Origin of the sequence: Natronomonas gomsonensis, assembly GCF_024300825.1 — an archaeon.
Lineage (GTDB): Archaea > Halobacteriota > Halobacteria > Halobacteriales > Haloarculaceae > Natronomonas > Natronomonas gomsonensis.
In genome coordinates this window covers 64,134-76,660 of record NZ_CP101323.1, presented here as the reverse complement: position 1 = coordinate 76,660, position 12,527 = coordinate 64,134, and the positions used below count along the sequence as shown (strand labels likewise).

Here is a 12,527-nt window from a genome sequence, read left to right as displayed (position 1 = left end):
CGTCGGTTCCGGCGGGCCGTTCCGTGACAGGCGACAACCGTGGACGTTTTTGTGCCCCTGCCCCAATCTTCGGTATGGCCCAAGCGACCGAGAAATACGGCGAGTGGCCCCTCAAGCGTCTGATGACCGAAGTCGTCGGCTCCGGACACAAGTCCGCCGACGACATGACGCGCGAGCAGGCCGCCGAGGCGTTCCGTCGCATCCTCGATTTCGAACCGGACGACACGACACTGGGTGCCTTCTGGCTGGCGAACCGCTGGAAGCGCAACACGCCCGAGGAGCTGGCCGCCTACATCGACGTGATGGCGGAGGGAACCGAGACGTACGCGCCGCAGTGTGACCCCGTCGACTGCGGAGCGAACTACGACGGCAAGGGCCGGAGCGCCATCTTCGGCGTCGCCGCCGGCCTCGTCGCCGCGGCCGCGGGCACGCCCGTCGTCGTCCACTCCGGGGACCGCGTCCCGACGCAGAAACAGGACGCCTACAAGCACGTCCTCGACGAGTTGGGCGTCCGCACCGACCTCACGCCCGAGGAGTCGGCCGAGATGACCGACGAGGTCGGCTTCGGCTTCTACTACCAGCCGAACTTCGCACCCGAGATTACCGCCCTCGAAGAGCGTCGCGACATGATGGGCGTCCGCACCTTCGTCAACACCATCGAGACGCTGGCGAATCCCGCCGAGGCGTCGACGCACCTCGGGTCGTTCTATCACCTGCCCTACGCCAAGCGCATCATCGACACCTTCCAGGAAAGCGAAACCGTACCCGTCGACCGCGTCGTCATGTTCCAGGGGATGGAGGGCTACGACGACGTGCGACCGGGGTCGACGAAAGTCGCTGTCTGGAACGAGGGCGAAGAGATGGACGACTTCGACATCGAGACGCCGGAGTACGGCATGGACTTCGAGGAGGAGGACCTCGGCGTCGACGACGTGGCCGCCGACTCCGCAACGATTACCGAAGAAGTGCTGTCGGGGGACCGCGAGGACAACTTTGCCGACGCAATCGCCGTCAACGCCGCCCTGCGCATCTACGCGGGCGGCGACGCCGACGACATCCGCGGTGGCCTTGAGGCGGCCCGCGACGCACTCGAATCGGGCGCGGCGGCAGAGAAACTCGAAGCGCTTCGGTCGTTCTGAGACGACCGACTACTGCTCGACCGTCGGGGCGTCGGGTGCCCGCCGGAGTTCGAAGCCGTCGTAGTCGTCTTCGGCAACCCGTTCACAGATGCCGCGATACATTTCGAGACCACCCGGGAATGGCGTGAAGATGCCCGGCTTGCCGGGGACGTTCTCGCCGCGATACCACGACTTGGCCTCCGAGAACAGCATGTTGTCGGCCAGCATGTTGGTCTGTGAGACCCACTGCTGTTCGGATTCGGCGGTCGCTTCGATGCGGTCGTAGCCCTCGCGGTCCATGTAGGCGATGCAGTCGGTTATCCACTCGACGTGCTGTTCGATGGACATCGGCATGTTCGTCAGCACGGAGGGACTCTGTGGGCCGGTGATGGTGAAGCAGTTCGGGAAGTCATGGATGCCGAGTCCGAGATACGTGGTGGGACCGTCGGCCCACTTCTCTTCCAGTGAGCGACCGTCCCGTCCGTAGATATCCATCGCCAAGATGGCGCCGGTCATCGCGTCGAATCCCGTCGCGAAGACCAACACGTCGATGTCGTACTCGTCGGCCGTCGTCCGGACGCCGTCTGGCGTGAGTTCGGTTATCGGATTGGCGTCCACGTCGACCAGCGAGACATTATCACGGTTGTACGTCCCGTAGTAGTCGTTGTAATCCATCGGCGGCCGCTTGGAGGCGTAGGGGTGGTCCGTCGGGACGAGCTTCTCAGCGGTTTCGGGGTCGTCGACCCGTTCGCGAATCTTCTCGCGGATGAACTCCGAGATGATTTCGTTTGTTTCGGCGTTCGACAACACGTGGCCGGGTTCGAAGGCGTGCAAAAAGCGGAAACCGCCCTGTTGCCAGCGGTCCTCTAAGATGTCCCGTATCTCGTCTTCGGAGAGGCCGCGTGCGGAGTTTTCGTCGGGTTCGAACGGCATCCCCAACCGCGAGTTGCGCGCCCGCTCCCAGATGGCGTCGTAGTTGTCGCGTATCTCCTCGTACTCGTCGGCTTCCAGTGGTCGGTTCCGCGCGGGGACGGCGTAGTTCGGCGTCCGCTGGAACACCGTCAGGTGACTCGCCCGCGAGGCATTCTCGGAGATGAACTGGATGCCCGTCGACCCCGTACCGACGACGCCGACGTGCTTGCCGTCGAGGTCGACGCCGTCGTGGGGCCACCGGGCGGTGTGGTACCACTCACCGTCGAAGGTATCGAGGCCGTCGAAGTCGGGTTTGAACAGTTCGGAGAGACAGCCGACGGCGCTGATGAAAAAGCGCGTCTCGACGCTATCGCCGTCGGCCGTCTCGACGGTCCACGTCGCCGCCTCGTCGTCGTAGCTGGCCGAGGTGACCTCCGTCTCGAAGGCGATGTCCCGGCGGAGGTCGAGTTCGTCGGCGGCGAAGTTGAGATACTCGAGGATTTCGGGCTGTTCGGGGTAGCGTTCCGACCACTCCCACACCTCGTAGAGGTCCTCGTCGAAGGAGTAACAGTAGATGTGGCTCTCGCTGTCACAGCGGGCGCCGGGATAGCGGTTCCAGTACCACGTCCCGCCGACGCCGTCGCCCTTCTCGTAGACTCGCACCGACAGCCCCAACTCTCGGAGTCGGTGTAACATGTACAGTCCCGAAAAGCCCGCCCCGACGACGACGGCGTCGAAGTCGGTCGTTTCGCTGTCGCGTTCGGTCGCGGCTTCGCGTACGTCCCCGTCAGACACTGGTAATCACTGACAGACCGTCCGGGCCAAGCGGTGTTAAATTTACTACCAGTCAAACGAGGTCGAACGACACCGTGGCTCCGAATCCGCTCAGCCTTCGTAGCCGGCGTAGTCCATCAACTGGGCGAAGAGGTCGGTGTCCATCGCCTCCTCGTAGACGATAGCGCCGACCATCCCACCTGGGTAGCTGTCACCGTTCATCGCGTGGCTGACCTTGTGGCAGTGGATGAGGTAGATGCCGGGGTCTGCGTCGGCCTCGAACTCGATTGTCTTCCGTTCTGCGGGAGCGACGTTGACGATGTCCTGTTCGTACTGGGCGGCTTCGGGCACGTCGGAGCCGTCCTTCTGGACGAGCCGGAACCGGTGGTTGTGCGTGTGAATCGGGTGGCTCATGTAGCCGTTGTTGGCGAGGTGCAGTCGGACGGTGTCACCCTGCGAGACGATGACCGGCGAGCCATCCTCGGGGTGCAGCGTCCGTGGCGCCGACCGGCCGTTGATGGTGAACACGTCCGGGGAGCGGTCACGCGGGCTATAGGAGACGTCCTCGCCGGCTATCTGGCGGTTGAGCCGGGAGTCCCAGTCCTTCAGCGTCATGAACAGCTCCTGATCGGCCCGCTCGTAGCCCTCTGGGTCGACACGGAAGACGCCGTACATCCCCATGTCGATGTGCCGGTGGGTCTGGTAGTGGCAGTGATACAGGTGCGTTCCGGGCACGTTCGCGGGAATCTCATAGGTGTGTTTCTCGCCGGGCGCGACGGTGATGCCCGTCGTCGTCGGAACGCCGTCGTTCTCCCAGGTCTTCCGGACGCCGTGGAAGTGGAGGGTGTGGGGGTGTATCGCGTCGGTGTTGTCCAGTGTCACCTCGATGTCCTCGCCCTCGACCGTCCGGATGACGGGACCGGGGACGCTCGGCATTCGGTCGTCGGCCTGCCACGCCCAGACGGCGGGCAATTCGACGGGGCCGCCCATCGAATCGCCGGGGTGGGCGGCGAGACGCGAGGTGACAGAGCGGAGCGTCACCTGATTGTTCTGTTCGTGCACGTCGACGACCTGCGGCGCACCGGCGAGCGGCAGTTGCTCACCGTCTTGGGTTCCTGCCGACTGCTGCGCCGGGCCCTGATAGCCAGTCGAACAGCCCGCGAGACCCGCCACGCCGATAGTTCCAGTCGCTTTCACGAAATCTCGGCGCGAGAAATCCGTTCCGGGTGCGCCAATGTTGTCAGTCATTACAGTTCGACGTAGTAAGGCTATACGTAAAGCACGGTAGATTGATTCCCGGGGATTGAGAATCGGTTCTCCGAGGTGGGAATCCGGCGTGAGAATTGAGAATCCCCCGGAGATTCACTGCACGCGCAACGAGTAGGCAATGATGCTCAGGCCGGTGAGGATGAACAGGCCCTCAATGAGCACGCCGATGCCGATGTCCGTCCCGAGTATTTCGAACGTAAACCCCGCGATGAGGACGCCGACGCCGACGAAGGCGAATCCGACCGAGAGGAACTTCAGCGACCGGTCGCCGGTCCGGCGGTAGGCACTCCAGGCGAGATACGTCACGACGCCGCCGACGACGAGGATGAGGGTCTTTACGACTGCGATGGCGAGTTGAATTCCGGCCGTAGATTGCGTGTGAACCATTATCGAACCTCCTTGCCGACTTCCGACCACAGTTCGGCCAGCCGTTCGTCGGCGCGTCTGGCCGGCCGCTCGATTTCGATGTCGAACTCCCGGGCGTCGTCGCACTCGACGATAACCTCGGTGAAGTCGACCTCGTAGCGACCGGCGTGGCTGCCGTCCTGCCGTATTTCGGTTCCCTCCCGCAGCAGCGTCGACTCCGTCAGCCGGTCGAGTTTCCGATACAGGGTCGACCGCGGAATGTCACACCGCTCGACGAGCTCACTCGCCGTCCGAGGCTCGTCGAGTTGTCGGACGATGTTTCGACAGTCCTCGTCGTCGAGCGTCCCGACGACCATTTCGAGGTCTGGGTCGTCGGTGTCCGACAGCGGGTCCCGAACCATACTGGTGGTATTAAGCCACGACTATAAACGGTTGCGAAGACGGGGAAACACGGTTCCGGGGCGGTTATGCTCCTCGGAATCGGAGGAGTCCCATGTCAACTACTCGTCGAGCGGTTCTCGGGACGGCGACTGCGCTGCTGAGCGGCGCCCTCGCGGGCTGTGTCGGCGACGACAGCAGTCGGCAGCCTTTTGCGACGCCCGCGCCTGAATCGGGTATGAGCGACAACCCGACTGTCACCCTGGGAACCAACCACGGCGACATCACCATCGAACTGTTCGAAGAGCGCGCACCCCGAACCGTCGAGAACTTCCTCAACCTCGCGGAACACGACCCCGCGGCCGACGACGAGCCGGCCCCCGAGACGACCACGTGGGAAGACCCCGAGACCGGCGAAATTCGCGGAGACTCCCTGTATGAAGGGACCGTCTTCCACCGCATCATCGCGGACTTCATGATTCAGGGCGGCGACCCCACGGGCACCGGCCGCGGCGGCCCCGGCTACGAGTTCGACGACGAGTTCCACCCCGAACTCCGCCACGACGGCGCCGGTATCCTCTCGATGGCCAACTCCGGTCCCAACACCAACGGCAGTCAGTTCTTCATCACGCTGGACGCCCAGCCGCATCTCGACGACAAACACGCCGTCTTCGGCGAAGTCGTCGACGGAATGGACGTGGTCAAAGAAATCGGCAACGTCCCGACGGGCCGCAACGACAAGCCCCACGACGACGTCGAAATCGAGTCGGTCGACATCGAACGGTAGTCGCGGCGTCCGCTATCCGAGTGTTTTAGGACGGCGATACGGTCCAGCAATGGACCCGCCACCGAATACGACCACTATCTGTCTGCGAAATCGATACCGGTGATTTCGAATCGTGCCCCACCGTCGGCGCCGTCGGTCACCTCAATGGCCCAGTCGTGGGCTTCGACGATTCCTTCGACGATACTCAACCCGAAGCCGGTTCCCTCCTCTCTCGTCGAGTAGCCGGTTTCGAAGACGTCGTCGTGGTCGTCGGCCGGGATGCCAGACCCGTCGTCCTCGACGTAAATACCGTCGTCCAGTTCGCCGAACGTCACCGTCACATCCTCGCCGCCGTGTTCCACGGCGTTGTGGATGAGGTTCTCGAACACCTGCTTGAGGCGACTCTCGTCGGCCAGCACCGTCCGGTCGGCTTCCGTGCGTAGGGTAGCGTCTGCGGTTTCGACGTTCGACCAACACCGCTCGACCAGCGACGATACCTCGACAGGTTCCCGGTCCGTCACGGCCGCGCCCTCCCGGGCCAGCGTGAGGAGGTCTTCGATTAACGCTTCCATTCGGTCGTGTGCCTTCCGGACGTGTTCGAGGTCTTCGCTATCACACTCCTCTGCAGCGAGTTCTAACCGCCCCTTGGCGACGCTGAGTGGGTTCCGGAGGTCGTGGGACAGGACGCTGGCGAACTCCTCCAGTCGGTCGTTCTGTCGTCGGAGCTCCCGCACCTGTTGTTCGTCCGTGATATCGAGATACAGCGCGTGCGTTCCGATAATTTCGCCGTCCCGGTCTCGCCGGGGTGTCGCTCGGAGAACGGTGAGTATTTCTCGTCCCTCACGAGTCACCAACGTCCGTTGTTCGCGGAGGAACTCGCCGGTCAACGCGCGCTCGTAGCCGTCGCGCTCGAGCAGTTCTCCCGTCGACGTTTCGGTGTAGTGGTCGGACAGCGGCGTCCCGCGGAGTTCCTCACGGGAGTATCCGAGCCGTTCTGCGAACGCCCGGTTGCAGTCCTCGATAATCGGCTCTCCATCGACGGCTCTCGTGAACACCACCATCACCGGGGCCTCCTCGAAGAGCGTCCGATACTGGTCGGTGTACTCCTGCTGGAGTTCGATTCGATGGAGGGCGTGGGCTATCGTTCCGCCGACGCTCGAGAGCAACTGCCGTTCGCGTTCGTCGAACGCGAACGTGCGGTCTGCATAGACGTTCAAAACTCCGTACATCGTTCCCTCGTGGACGAGCGGGACGGCGGCACTGGACCGGTATCCACGTTCGAGGGCTGCCTCCCGCCACGGCTCGTATGCGGGGTCGCCGGGGATGTTCTGCATCACCGCAATCTCGCCGGTTTGGACCGCCTGTCCGGTGGGGCCACGCCCCGTTGGACTCCGGTCGGTAGTTATCTCGACCGCTTCGAGATAATCGGCCTCGATGCCGGCGGAACTCCGTGGCACGACGGTTCGGGATTCGGGGTCGTACTCGCCTATCCAGGCGAACTGATACGGCTCCGCATCGCTGAGAATCTCACAGACGTTGTCGTCGACCTCGCTTCGGGTCGTCGCACGGACGAGAACGCCGTCGATGTTCCGAACGACCGTATTGACTCGTTGTACTGCCTCTGCTTGCTGGTTTGCCCGGTAGCTTTCGACCGCGTTTCGGACTCGATTCGACAGCAACGTGTACTGGTCGGTGCCGGTGTCCTTCTGGAGGTAATCGGTCACCCCGGCGCGAATCGCCTCGCTTGCGACCTCCTCGGAGCCTTTCCCCGTGTACAGAACGAACGGGAGGTTCGAGTACTCCTCGCGAACCGTCCTGAGGAAGTCGATACCGTTCTGTCCGGGCATGTCGTAGTCCGAGATGATACAATCGAACTCCCCGTCCTCGAGCCGTTCCAATCCCTCCGCCGCGTTGGCTGCCGTTTGGACATCGAATCGGTCGTCTTCCTTCTGGAGAAATCGTGAAACGAGTTCCGTGAGACGGGTATCGTCATCGACGTGCAGGATGTGAATCGTATCACCCGTCTTGTGCATACGTAGTCTACTCGTTGCCAGTATTTCAATGTCAGCCGATACTTCGCCCTCGAAACGGGCGACAGCGGCCCTCTTCAGAGCCCACCGACCCGCCGGTCGAGGAAGTCCACGAGCAGTCCGAACATCCGCTCTTTCGGGCCGATACCGGGTGACACGTGGCCCGCATCGACGGGTTCGTGGTGCGCGAAGTCGTCGCCTTCATCCTCGGCGTCGGCGAAGCCCTCCGGTGAGAAGGGACCGTGGTCGGCATCGATGACGGTGTTCTCGGCCGTGCCGAAGCCGGCGACACCCTCCAGAACATCGAGTTCCCGGGCCGCACCGTTTTCTCGGTCCGCTTACCTCCGTAGTCCGCCGACATCCGCGATAGCGCTTGCGATGGCTTCGGGTTCTCGCTCCTCGATGAAGTGCCCGCGGTCGGGATACGCGTCGACGTTCCCTTCGAGTTGCGGTAAGGCGTCGACCCACTGGTCGACGACCGCCGGTTTCGCGGTCGGGTCCCAGCGACCGATGACCATTCGGGCATCGACCTCCTCTCCCCAGGCCTCACCGATGCGCTCGTGGATGAACTCGTAGAACGGTCGCGTGTTGCGCGTCCCCAACTCGGGGTCCTCGAACGTGTTGCCGTGTCCCCAGTGGCGGGTCTGACGGACGAGACGCTTCGAGGAGCGGACGTTTCCCCGATGTTCGAACTGTTCGAAGAAGACGCGGCGGGCCTCCGCCGGTTCGGGGAAGTCCCCCAGTTGGGTCCGCGCGGTGTGAAGGAGTTGGCCACCGAGCAGTCGGGGCGGGCCCGTCGGCGTCCGGAAAATCGCATAGGAAGCCAGCGAGCCCCACAGCGAGTCTGGAACCAAAAGGGGTTGCCGGTACCAGTTGAGATACGGCATCGGATAGTCGTCGAACGTTCGACCGACGAACGGCAACGGGAACACCGTCGAGTTGGTCACGACGAGGTTCGAAACCCGATCCGGTTCTCGGAGGAATGCGCCGATGCCGATGGGACCGCCCCAGTCGTGGACGACGAGCGTCACGTCATCGAGGTCGAGGAATTCGATGAGCTCCCCCAAGTTGTCGGCGTGGTCTTGACACACCATTTCGTAGTCCGCTGTATCGGACAGCCCGAAGCCGACGTGGTCGGGGGCGACGAGTCGGTACGGCACGTCCGCCGTTCGGTCGAGTTCGGCAATCGTTCGCCGCCACGTATAGGAGTTCTCGGGGTTGCCGTGAACGAAAACGACCGTGTGTTCGGGACTCTCACCGCCGTGAACCTCGTCGCGGAAGAAGAGTCGCTTGCCCGCATCGCGTCCCGTTTCGAGGCGGAGCCAGCGTTTCTCGCGAGCGTAGTCGTCGGGAACGGTTTCGACCGGCGTATCACCCGGTGTCGTCGAAACACGGTCGGTCATACGTCCTAACCCGGCGGCCGGACGGAAGGCGTTTGGCCCGTGGTGACGAGGCGGTATTTTGCGAATCGGAACCGTCGAATTTGATGGCCGGGCGTTGGGCGGAAGCGGACACCGGAACCGCTGAGGCCTTGTTAAACCCACCTCGTCTTGACCGGCACAAGGTATAGGTTGCAGTCGCAGGTGTAGTGGGTATGACGACGGTATTCCTCACTGGCTTCCCCGGGTTCCTCGGGAGCGCACTCGTCGAACGACTGCTTGACCGGCACGACGCCGAGACGACCGTCACCTGTCTCATTCAGTCGAAGTACCGCTCGCAGGCCGAAACGAAAGCCGAAGAAATCGAGGCCGAACACGACGCCGAGGGGCGCATCGAGTTGGTCGAGGGCGACATCACGGACGCCGACCTCGGGTTGGGCGAGGCCTACGACGACCTCCAGGCCGACAGCGTCGAGGTGTATCACCTCGCGGCCATCTACGACTTAACGATGGACCGCGAACCCGGCCGGCTGGTCAACATCGAGGGGACGCGGCACGTCCTCGATTTCGCCGAAGGTGGGAACGTCGACCGCCTGCACTACGTCAGTTCCGTCGTCGTCTCGGGCACCTACGAAGGGCGGTTCACCGAGGACATGCTACAAGAGGGCCAGCAGTTCTGTAACTACTACGAGACGACAAAACACATGGCCGAGGTGCTCGTCCAACAGCGGATGGACGAGGTTCCGACGACCATCTATCGGCCGGCGGTCGCCGTCGGCGACAGCGAAACCGGCGAGACACAGAAGTACGACGGCCCCTACGCCTTCGTCGAGATGCTGCTCGACCAAGGCGACAACGCCGTGATTCCGGCGCCCCGCGGGGCCGGCAACGCCGAATTCAACATCGTTCCCCGCGACTACATCGTCGATGCCATCGGCTACCTCAGCGGCATCGAGGAATCCGAGGGGAAGGTGTATCATCTCGCGGACCCCGACCCGCCGACGACGACCGAACTCATCAAGACCTTCGGCGACGCCGCCGGCAAGAGTCGAACCATCGTCGTCCCGTATCCGAAGGGCATCGTCAAGGGACTCCTCGCGTCGTTATCGCCCGACAGCGACCTACTCAAAAGTGGCGGGCTGGAGTATCAGACGTGGGGAGCGAGCTTCGATTGTACCAACGCCGTCGAGGACCTCGAAGGGTCGGGTATCGAGTGCCCCTCGTTCGAATCCTACGCCGAGAACCTCGTCGAGTTCGTCCGCGAGAACCCAGATATCGACGAGGGGGCGATGAACTAGTCGACCCGAACCGCGTACTGCAACACCGCAAGCGCCGACCGCCCGTCTCTGAGGTCGCCGGTGACGGCCCGCTCTTGCAGTTCCGGGAAGGTCGTAGTCGTCACACGAATCGACTCGTTGTCGTCGAGGTCCTGTTCGGCGGTCGGGGTACACCCGCGGGCGACGACGTAGTGAAACACCGAATCGAACAGGCCGTTGGCCGGTTCGTACGTCGCCAGCCGCTCGATGGCGTCGGCCTCGTAGCCAGTCTCCTCCTGCAGTTCGCGGTGGGCCGCCGCCAGGAGGTCGGTGTCGTCGTCTTCAAGGCCGCCTGCTGGCAGGCCGTAGTTGCTGCGTTTGACGGCCTGTCGCCACTCCTCGATGACGACCACGTCGCCGTCGTCGGTGAACGGCAACACGACGACCGACGGCGGTTCCGAGACGTAGTGAAACTCGGTGTCGGTGCCGTCCGGGAGCCGGACTTCGTCGCGCACCACGTCGAAGCCGGGGCAGGTGTAGTCGGTTTCGGAATCCAGCGTCTCCCACGCGAGGTCGTCTTCGTCTGCCATACCCCCGATTGCGTCGCCGGTGACAAAACTACCGCCGGTCGGGCGTCTCCTCGACGCCCTCGAAGTAGAGGTGGTAGTGGTCGGCGCAGGCCGGGTTGAACCGCGTGCCACACTCCGGACAGGAGTCGACGCCCATGTACTCTTGGGCGGCGAGTTCGGCGCCGCAGGCGCCACACAGCACGGACGGTTCGTCACGGCGTTCGAGCGGCCACGGCTCGGCGTCATGGTCGGTCGTCTCGGCGTGACAGCGGAAACAGGGGTAGTACGTCTCACAGCAGCCGAATTTCATCGCCACGACGTCGCGCTCGGTGCCGTAGTGGGCACACCGCGTCTCGCTGTCGACGCCGACGCCGCGGACCTCGTGGCCGTGAACCTTCACGGTCGCCGGTTGGGCCGCAGCGACAAAAACTGTCGGTCGCTCAGAGATTACCCCAGCGAATCCACACCATCACGACGATGACGGCGAGTTGGAACAGCCCCTGAATCCCGCTGAGTTTCGCGTTGCGCATCCCGATGTTGCTGATGACGTCGGTGTCGGGGTTTTCCGAGACCATCTCCCGATACATCCGCACCTCACCGGGCATGAGGACACCGAAGCCGAGGACGCTGAGGACGGTGACGATGCCGAGTGCGACGGCGATTGAGGGTTCGGTCATCGCAAACGCCGGCAGCGTCGCGGCGAGATACCCGCCGGAGCCGACGAGGACGACGGCGAAGACGGCCAGCCACCGCCAGTCCCGGAAGGCGTCGAACTGCCAGCCGATGAGAATAATCGCGGGCAAAAGCGAGGCGGCGGTGAACAGCGCGAGCCACGGCTGGGCGTTCGAGAACACCTCCAACCGCAGTGCGAGCGTGATGCCGCCGGCGATGGTGACGAGCGCCAGCGTCGGCATCAGGAACGTCATCTTGGGCGTGAATCGCTGGAAGACGTTCGCCCGCTCTTCGACGGCCAGCCCACCCAACACCGGCCCCAAGACCATCGCCATGAACAGGTCGATGCCGGTCCACAGTACGCCAGCCATGACGTGGACGTAGATGTGCTGTGGTCGATTCCCCCACTGGAGGACGTACACCAAGGCGAGAACGGGTATCGCGACAGCGCCGACCGCAAACGCCGGATTCGCTCGGTTCGCCATCCCCCGTACCGTCCCGCGAACAGTCGCAGTCATCGGGTTTGGCCACTCGAAGACGACGCATAAACGCTGTGTCATCGGCAGAAACTACTGGGCGGCTGTGCGAAGGCGATACCCCATCGCGGCGGATTCAGGAGTCACAAACGACATCTCCAAGCATGGCCGACATCGAGCTGTACGATTTGAACGGGTGTCCCTACTGTGCGAAGGTACGCCGAGCCCTAGATGACCTGAATTTGTCGTACGAGACCCACTCCGTCGCCGGGCGACGGCGGAATCGCGACGAGGTGTACGAAGTCAGCGGCCAGTACGGCGTGCCCGTGTTGGTCGACAACTCGAACGGTATCGAGGGGATGGCCGAAAGCGACGACATCGTCGCGTACCTCTATCGCGAGTACGGCGACGCCAACCAGCAGCCACCCGAGGGCGGACTGGTGTCGCGGCTGCTGTCGCGGCTCACCTGAGTCAGTCGCCAGCAGCCGCGACCTCCGATTCGGCCCCGGAGGCTCGGTGACGAACGCCGGGTGTTTTTAGGCTGGTCGGCGATCCATGGGTC

Annotated in this window: 13 protein-coding genes; 4 read left to right on the top strand and 9 right to left on the bottom strand. The window is 63.5% G+C overall.

Translation table 11 applies throughout. The annotated features are described in order from the left end of the window. Positions 1–74 precede the first annotated feature (74 nt). The gene (locus tag NMP98_RS00370; RefSeq protein ID WP_254859445.1) at positions 75–1,139 is read left to right on the top strand and encodes an anthranilate phosphoribosyltransferase; all 1,065 of its coding nucleotides are present in this window, start codon (positions 75–77) and stop codon (positions 1,137–1,139) included. Positions 1,140–1,148: 9 nt separating this feature from the next. On the opposite strand, the gene NMP98_RS00365 is transcribed toward NMP98_RS00370, so the two are convergent. The 4 genes from NMP98_RS00365 to NMP98_RS00350 form a co-directional block, all read right to left on the bottom strand. Continuing rightward, on the bottom strand, positions 1,149–2,825 hold the full coding sequence (locus NMP98_RS00365; protein ID WP_254859444.1) for a flavin-containing monooxygenase: 1,677 nt from the start codon (positions 2,823–2,825) through the stop codon (positions 1,149–1,151). A 90-nt stretch (positions 2,826–2,915) separates the two neighbouring features. Next, the gene (locus NMP98_RS00360; RefSeq protein WP_254859443.1) at positions 2,916–4,052 is read right to left on the bottom strand and encodes a multicopper oxidase domain-containing protein; all 1,137 of its coding nucleotides are present in this window, start codon (positions 4,050–4,052) and stop codon (positions 2,916–2,918) included. A 114-nt stretch (positions 4,053–4,166) separates the two neighbouring features. After that, positions 4,167–4,460, bottom strand: a complete 294-nt coding sequence (locus NMP98_RS00355; protein WP_156707218.1) for a DUF7521 family protein — start codon at positions 4,458–4,460, stop codon at positions 4,167–4,169. Further along, entirely contained in the window at positions 4,460–4,840 is a 381-nt protein-coding gene (locus NMP98_RS00350) for a transcriptional regulator (RefSeq protein ID WP_254859442.1), read from the bottom strand. Before NMP98_RS00350 ends, NMP98_RS00355 begins: the two co-directional genes overlap by 1 nt. 215 nt (positions 4,841–5,055) lie before the next feature. Here NMP98_RS00350 and NMP98_RS00345 point away from each other — a divergent pair, with 215 nt between their 5' ends. Continuing rightward, positions 5,056–5,604 carry a peptidylprolyl isomerase gene (locus NMP98_RS00345; protein WP_254861345.1) on the top strand — a complete coding sequence of 183 codons (549 nt, stop codon included), beginning with the start codon at positions 5,056–5,058 and terminating at the stop codon, positions 5,602–5,604. Positions 5,605–5,678: 74 nt separating this feature from the next. On the opposite strand, the gene NMP98_RS00340 is transcribed toward NMP98_RS00345, so the two are convergent. Together NMP98_RS00340 and NMP98_RS00335 are read right to left on the bottom strand one after the other, a co-directional pair. Beyond that, entirely contained in the window at positions 5,679–7,616 is a 1,938-nt protein-coding gene (locus NMP98_RS00340) for a GAF domain-containing protein (RefSeq protein WP_254859441.1), read from the bottom strand. 335 nt (positions 7,617–7,951) lie between these two features. Continuing rightward, complete coding sequence (locus NMP98_RS00335) at positions 7,952–9,016, bottom strand: alpha/beta fold hydrolase (RefSeq protein ID WP_254859440.1); 1,065 nt, start codon at positions 9,014–9,016, stop codon at positions 7,952–7,954. Between the two features lie 191 nt (positions 9,017–9,207). On the opposite strand from NMP98_RS00335, the gene NMP98_RS00330 reads away from it, so the two are divergent. Further along, the gene (locus tag NMP98_RS00330) at positions 9,208–10,290 is read left to right on the top strand and encodes an SDR family oxidoreductase (RefSeq protein ID WP_254859439.1); all 1,083 of its coding nucleotides are present in this window, start codon (positions 9,208–9,210) and stop codon (positions 10,288–10,290) included. On the opposite strand, the gene NMP98_RS00325 is transcribed toward NMP98_RS00330, so the two are convergent. Genes NMP98_RS00325 through NMP98_RS00315 form a run of 3 tightly spaced genes read right to left on the bottom strand, consistent with a single transcriptional unit; the run spans position 10,287 to position 11,974 of the window. Continuing rightward, positions 10,287–10,838, bottom strand: a complete 552-nt coding sequence (locus NMP98_RS00325; RefSeq protein ID WP_254859438.1) for an NUDIX hydrolase — start codon at positions 10,836–10,838, stop codon at positions 10,287–10,289. The genes NMP98_RS00330 and NMP98_RS00325 overlap by 4 nt on opposite strands. 28 nt (positions 10,839–10,866) lie before the next feature. Beyond that, entirely contained in the window at positions 10,867–11,217 is a 351-nt protein-coding gene (locus tag NMP98_RS00320) for a CHY zinc finger protein (RefSeq protein ID WP_254859437.1), read from the bottom strand. Positions 11,218–11,257: 40 nt separating this feature from the next. After that, complete coding sequence (locus tag NMP98_RS00315; RefSeq protein WP_367997277.1) at positions 11,258–11,974, bottom strand: hypothetical protein; 717 nt, start codon at positions 11,972–11,974, stop codon at positions 11,258–11,260. A gap of 155 nt (positions 11,975–12,129) precedes the next feature. Between NMP98_RS00315 and NMP98_RS00310 the strand changes: the two genes are divergently transcribed. Then, the gene (locus tag NMP98_RS00310) at positions 12,130–12,435 is read left to right on the top strand and encodes a glutathione S-transferase N-terminal domain-containing protein (protein ID WP_254859435.1); all 306 of its coding nucleotides are present in this window, start codon (positions 12,130–12,132) and stop codon (positions 12,433–12,435) included. Positions 12,436–12,527 lie beyond the last annotated feature (92 nt).

Bases quoted from the DNA above. Each gene is read 5' to 3' on its own strand.
- NMP98_RS00370 (WP_254859445.1), top strand. From the start codon at position 75: ATGGCCCAAGCGACCGAGAAATACGGCGAGTGGCCCCTCAAGCGTCTG.
- NMP98_RS00360 (WP_254859443.1), bottom strand. From the start codon at position 4,052: ATGACTGACAACATTGGCGCACCCGGAACGGATTTCTCGCGCCGAGAT.
- NMP98_RS00355 (WP_156707218.1), bottom strand. From the start codon at position 4,460: ATGGTTCACACGCAATCTACGGCCGGAATTCAACTCGCCATCGCAGTC.
- NMP98_RS00350 (WP_254859442.1), bottom strand. From the start codon at position 4,840: ATGGTTCGGGACCCGCTGTCGGACACCGACGACCCAGACCTCGAAATG.
- NMP98_RS00345 (WP_254861345.1), top strand. From the start codon at position 5,056: ATGAGCGACAACCCGACTGTCACCCTGGGAACCAACCACGGCGACATC.
- NMP98_RS00340 (WP_254859441.1), bottom strand. From the start codon at position 7,616: ATGCACAAGACGGGTGATACGATTCACATCCTGCACGTCGATGACGAT.
- NMP98_RS00335 (WP_254859440.1), bottom strand. From the start codon at position 9,016: ATGACCGACCGTGTTTCGACGACACCGGGTGATACGCCGGTCGAAACC.
- NMP98_RS00330 (WP_254859439.1), top strand. From the start codon at position 9,208: ATGACGACGGTATTCCTCACTGGCTTCCCCGGGTTCCTCGGGAGCGCA.
- NMP98_RS00325 (WP_254859438.1), bottom strand. From the start codon at position 10,838: ATGGCAGACGAAGACGACCTCGCGTGGGAGACGCTGGATTCCGAAACC.
- NMP98_RS00315 (WP_367997277.1), bottom strand. From the start codon at position 11,974: ATGGCGAACCGAGCGAATCCGGCGTTTGCGGTCGGCGCTGTCGCGATA.
- NMP98_RS00310 (WP_254859435.1), top strand. From the start codon at position 12,130: ATGGCCGACATCGAGCTGTACGATTTGAACGGGTGTCCCTACTGTGCG.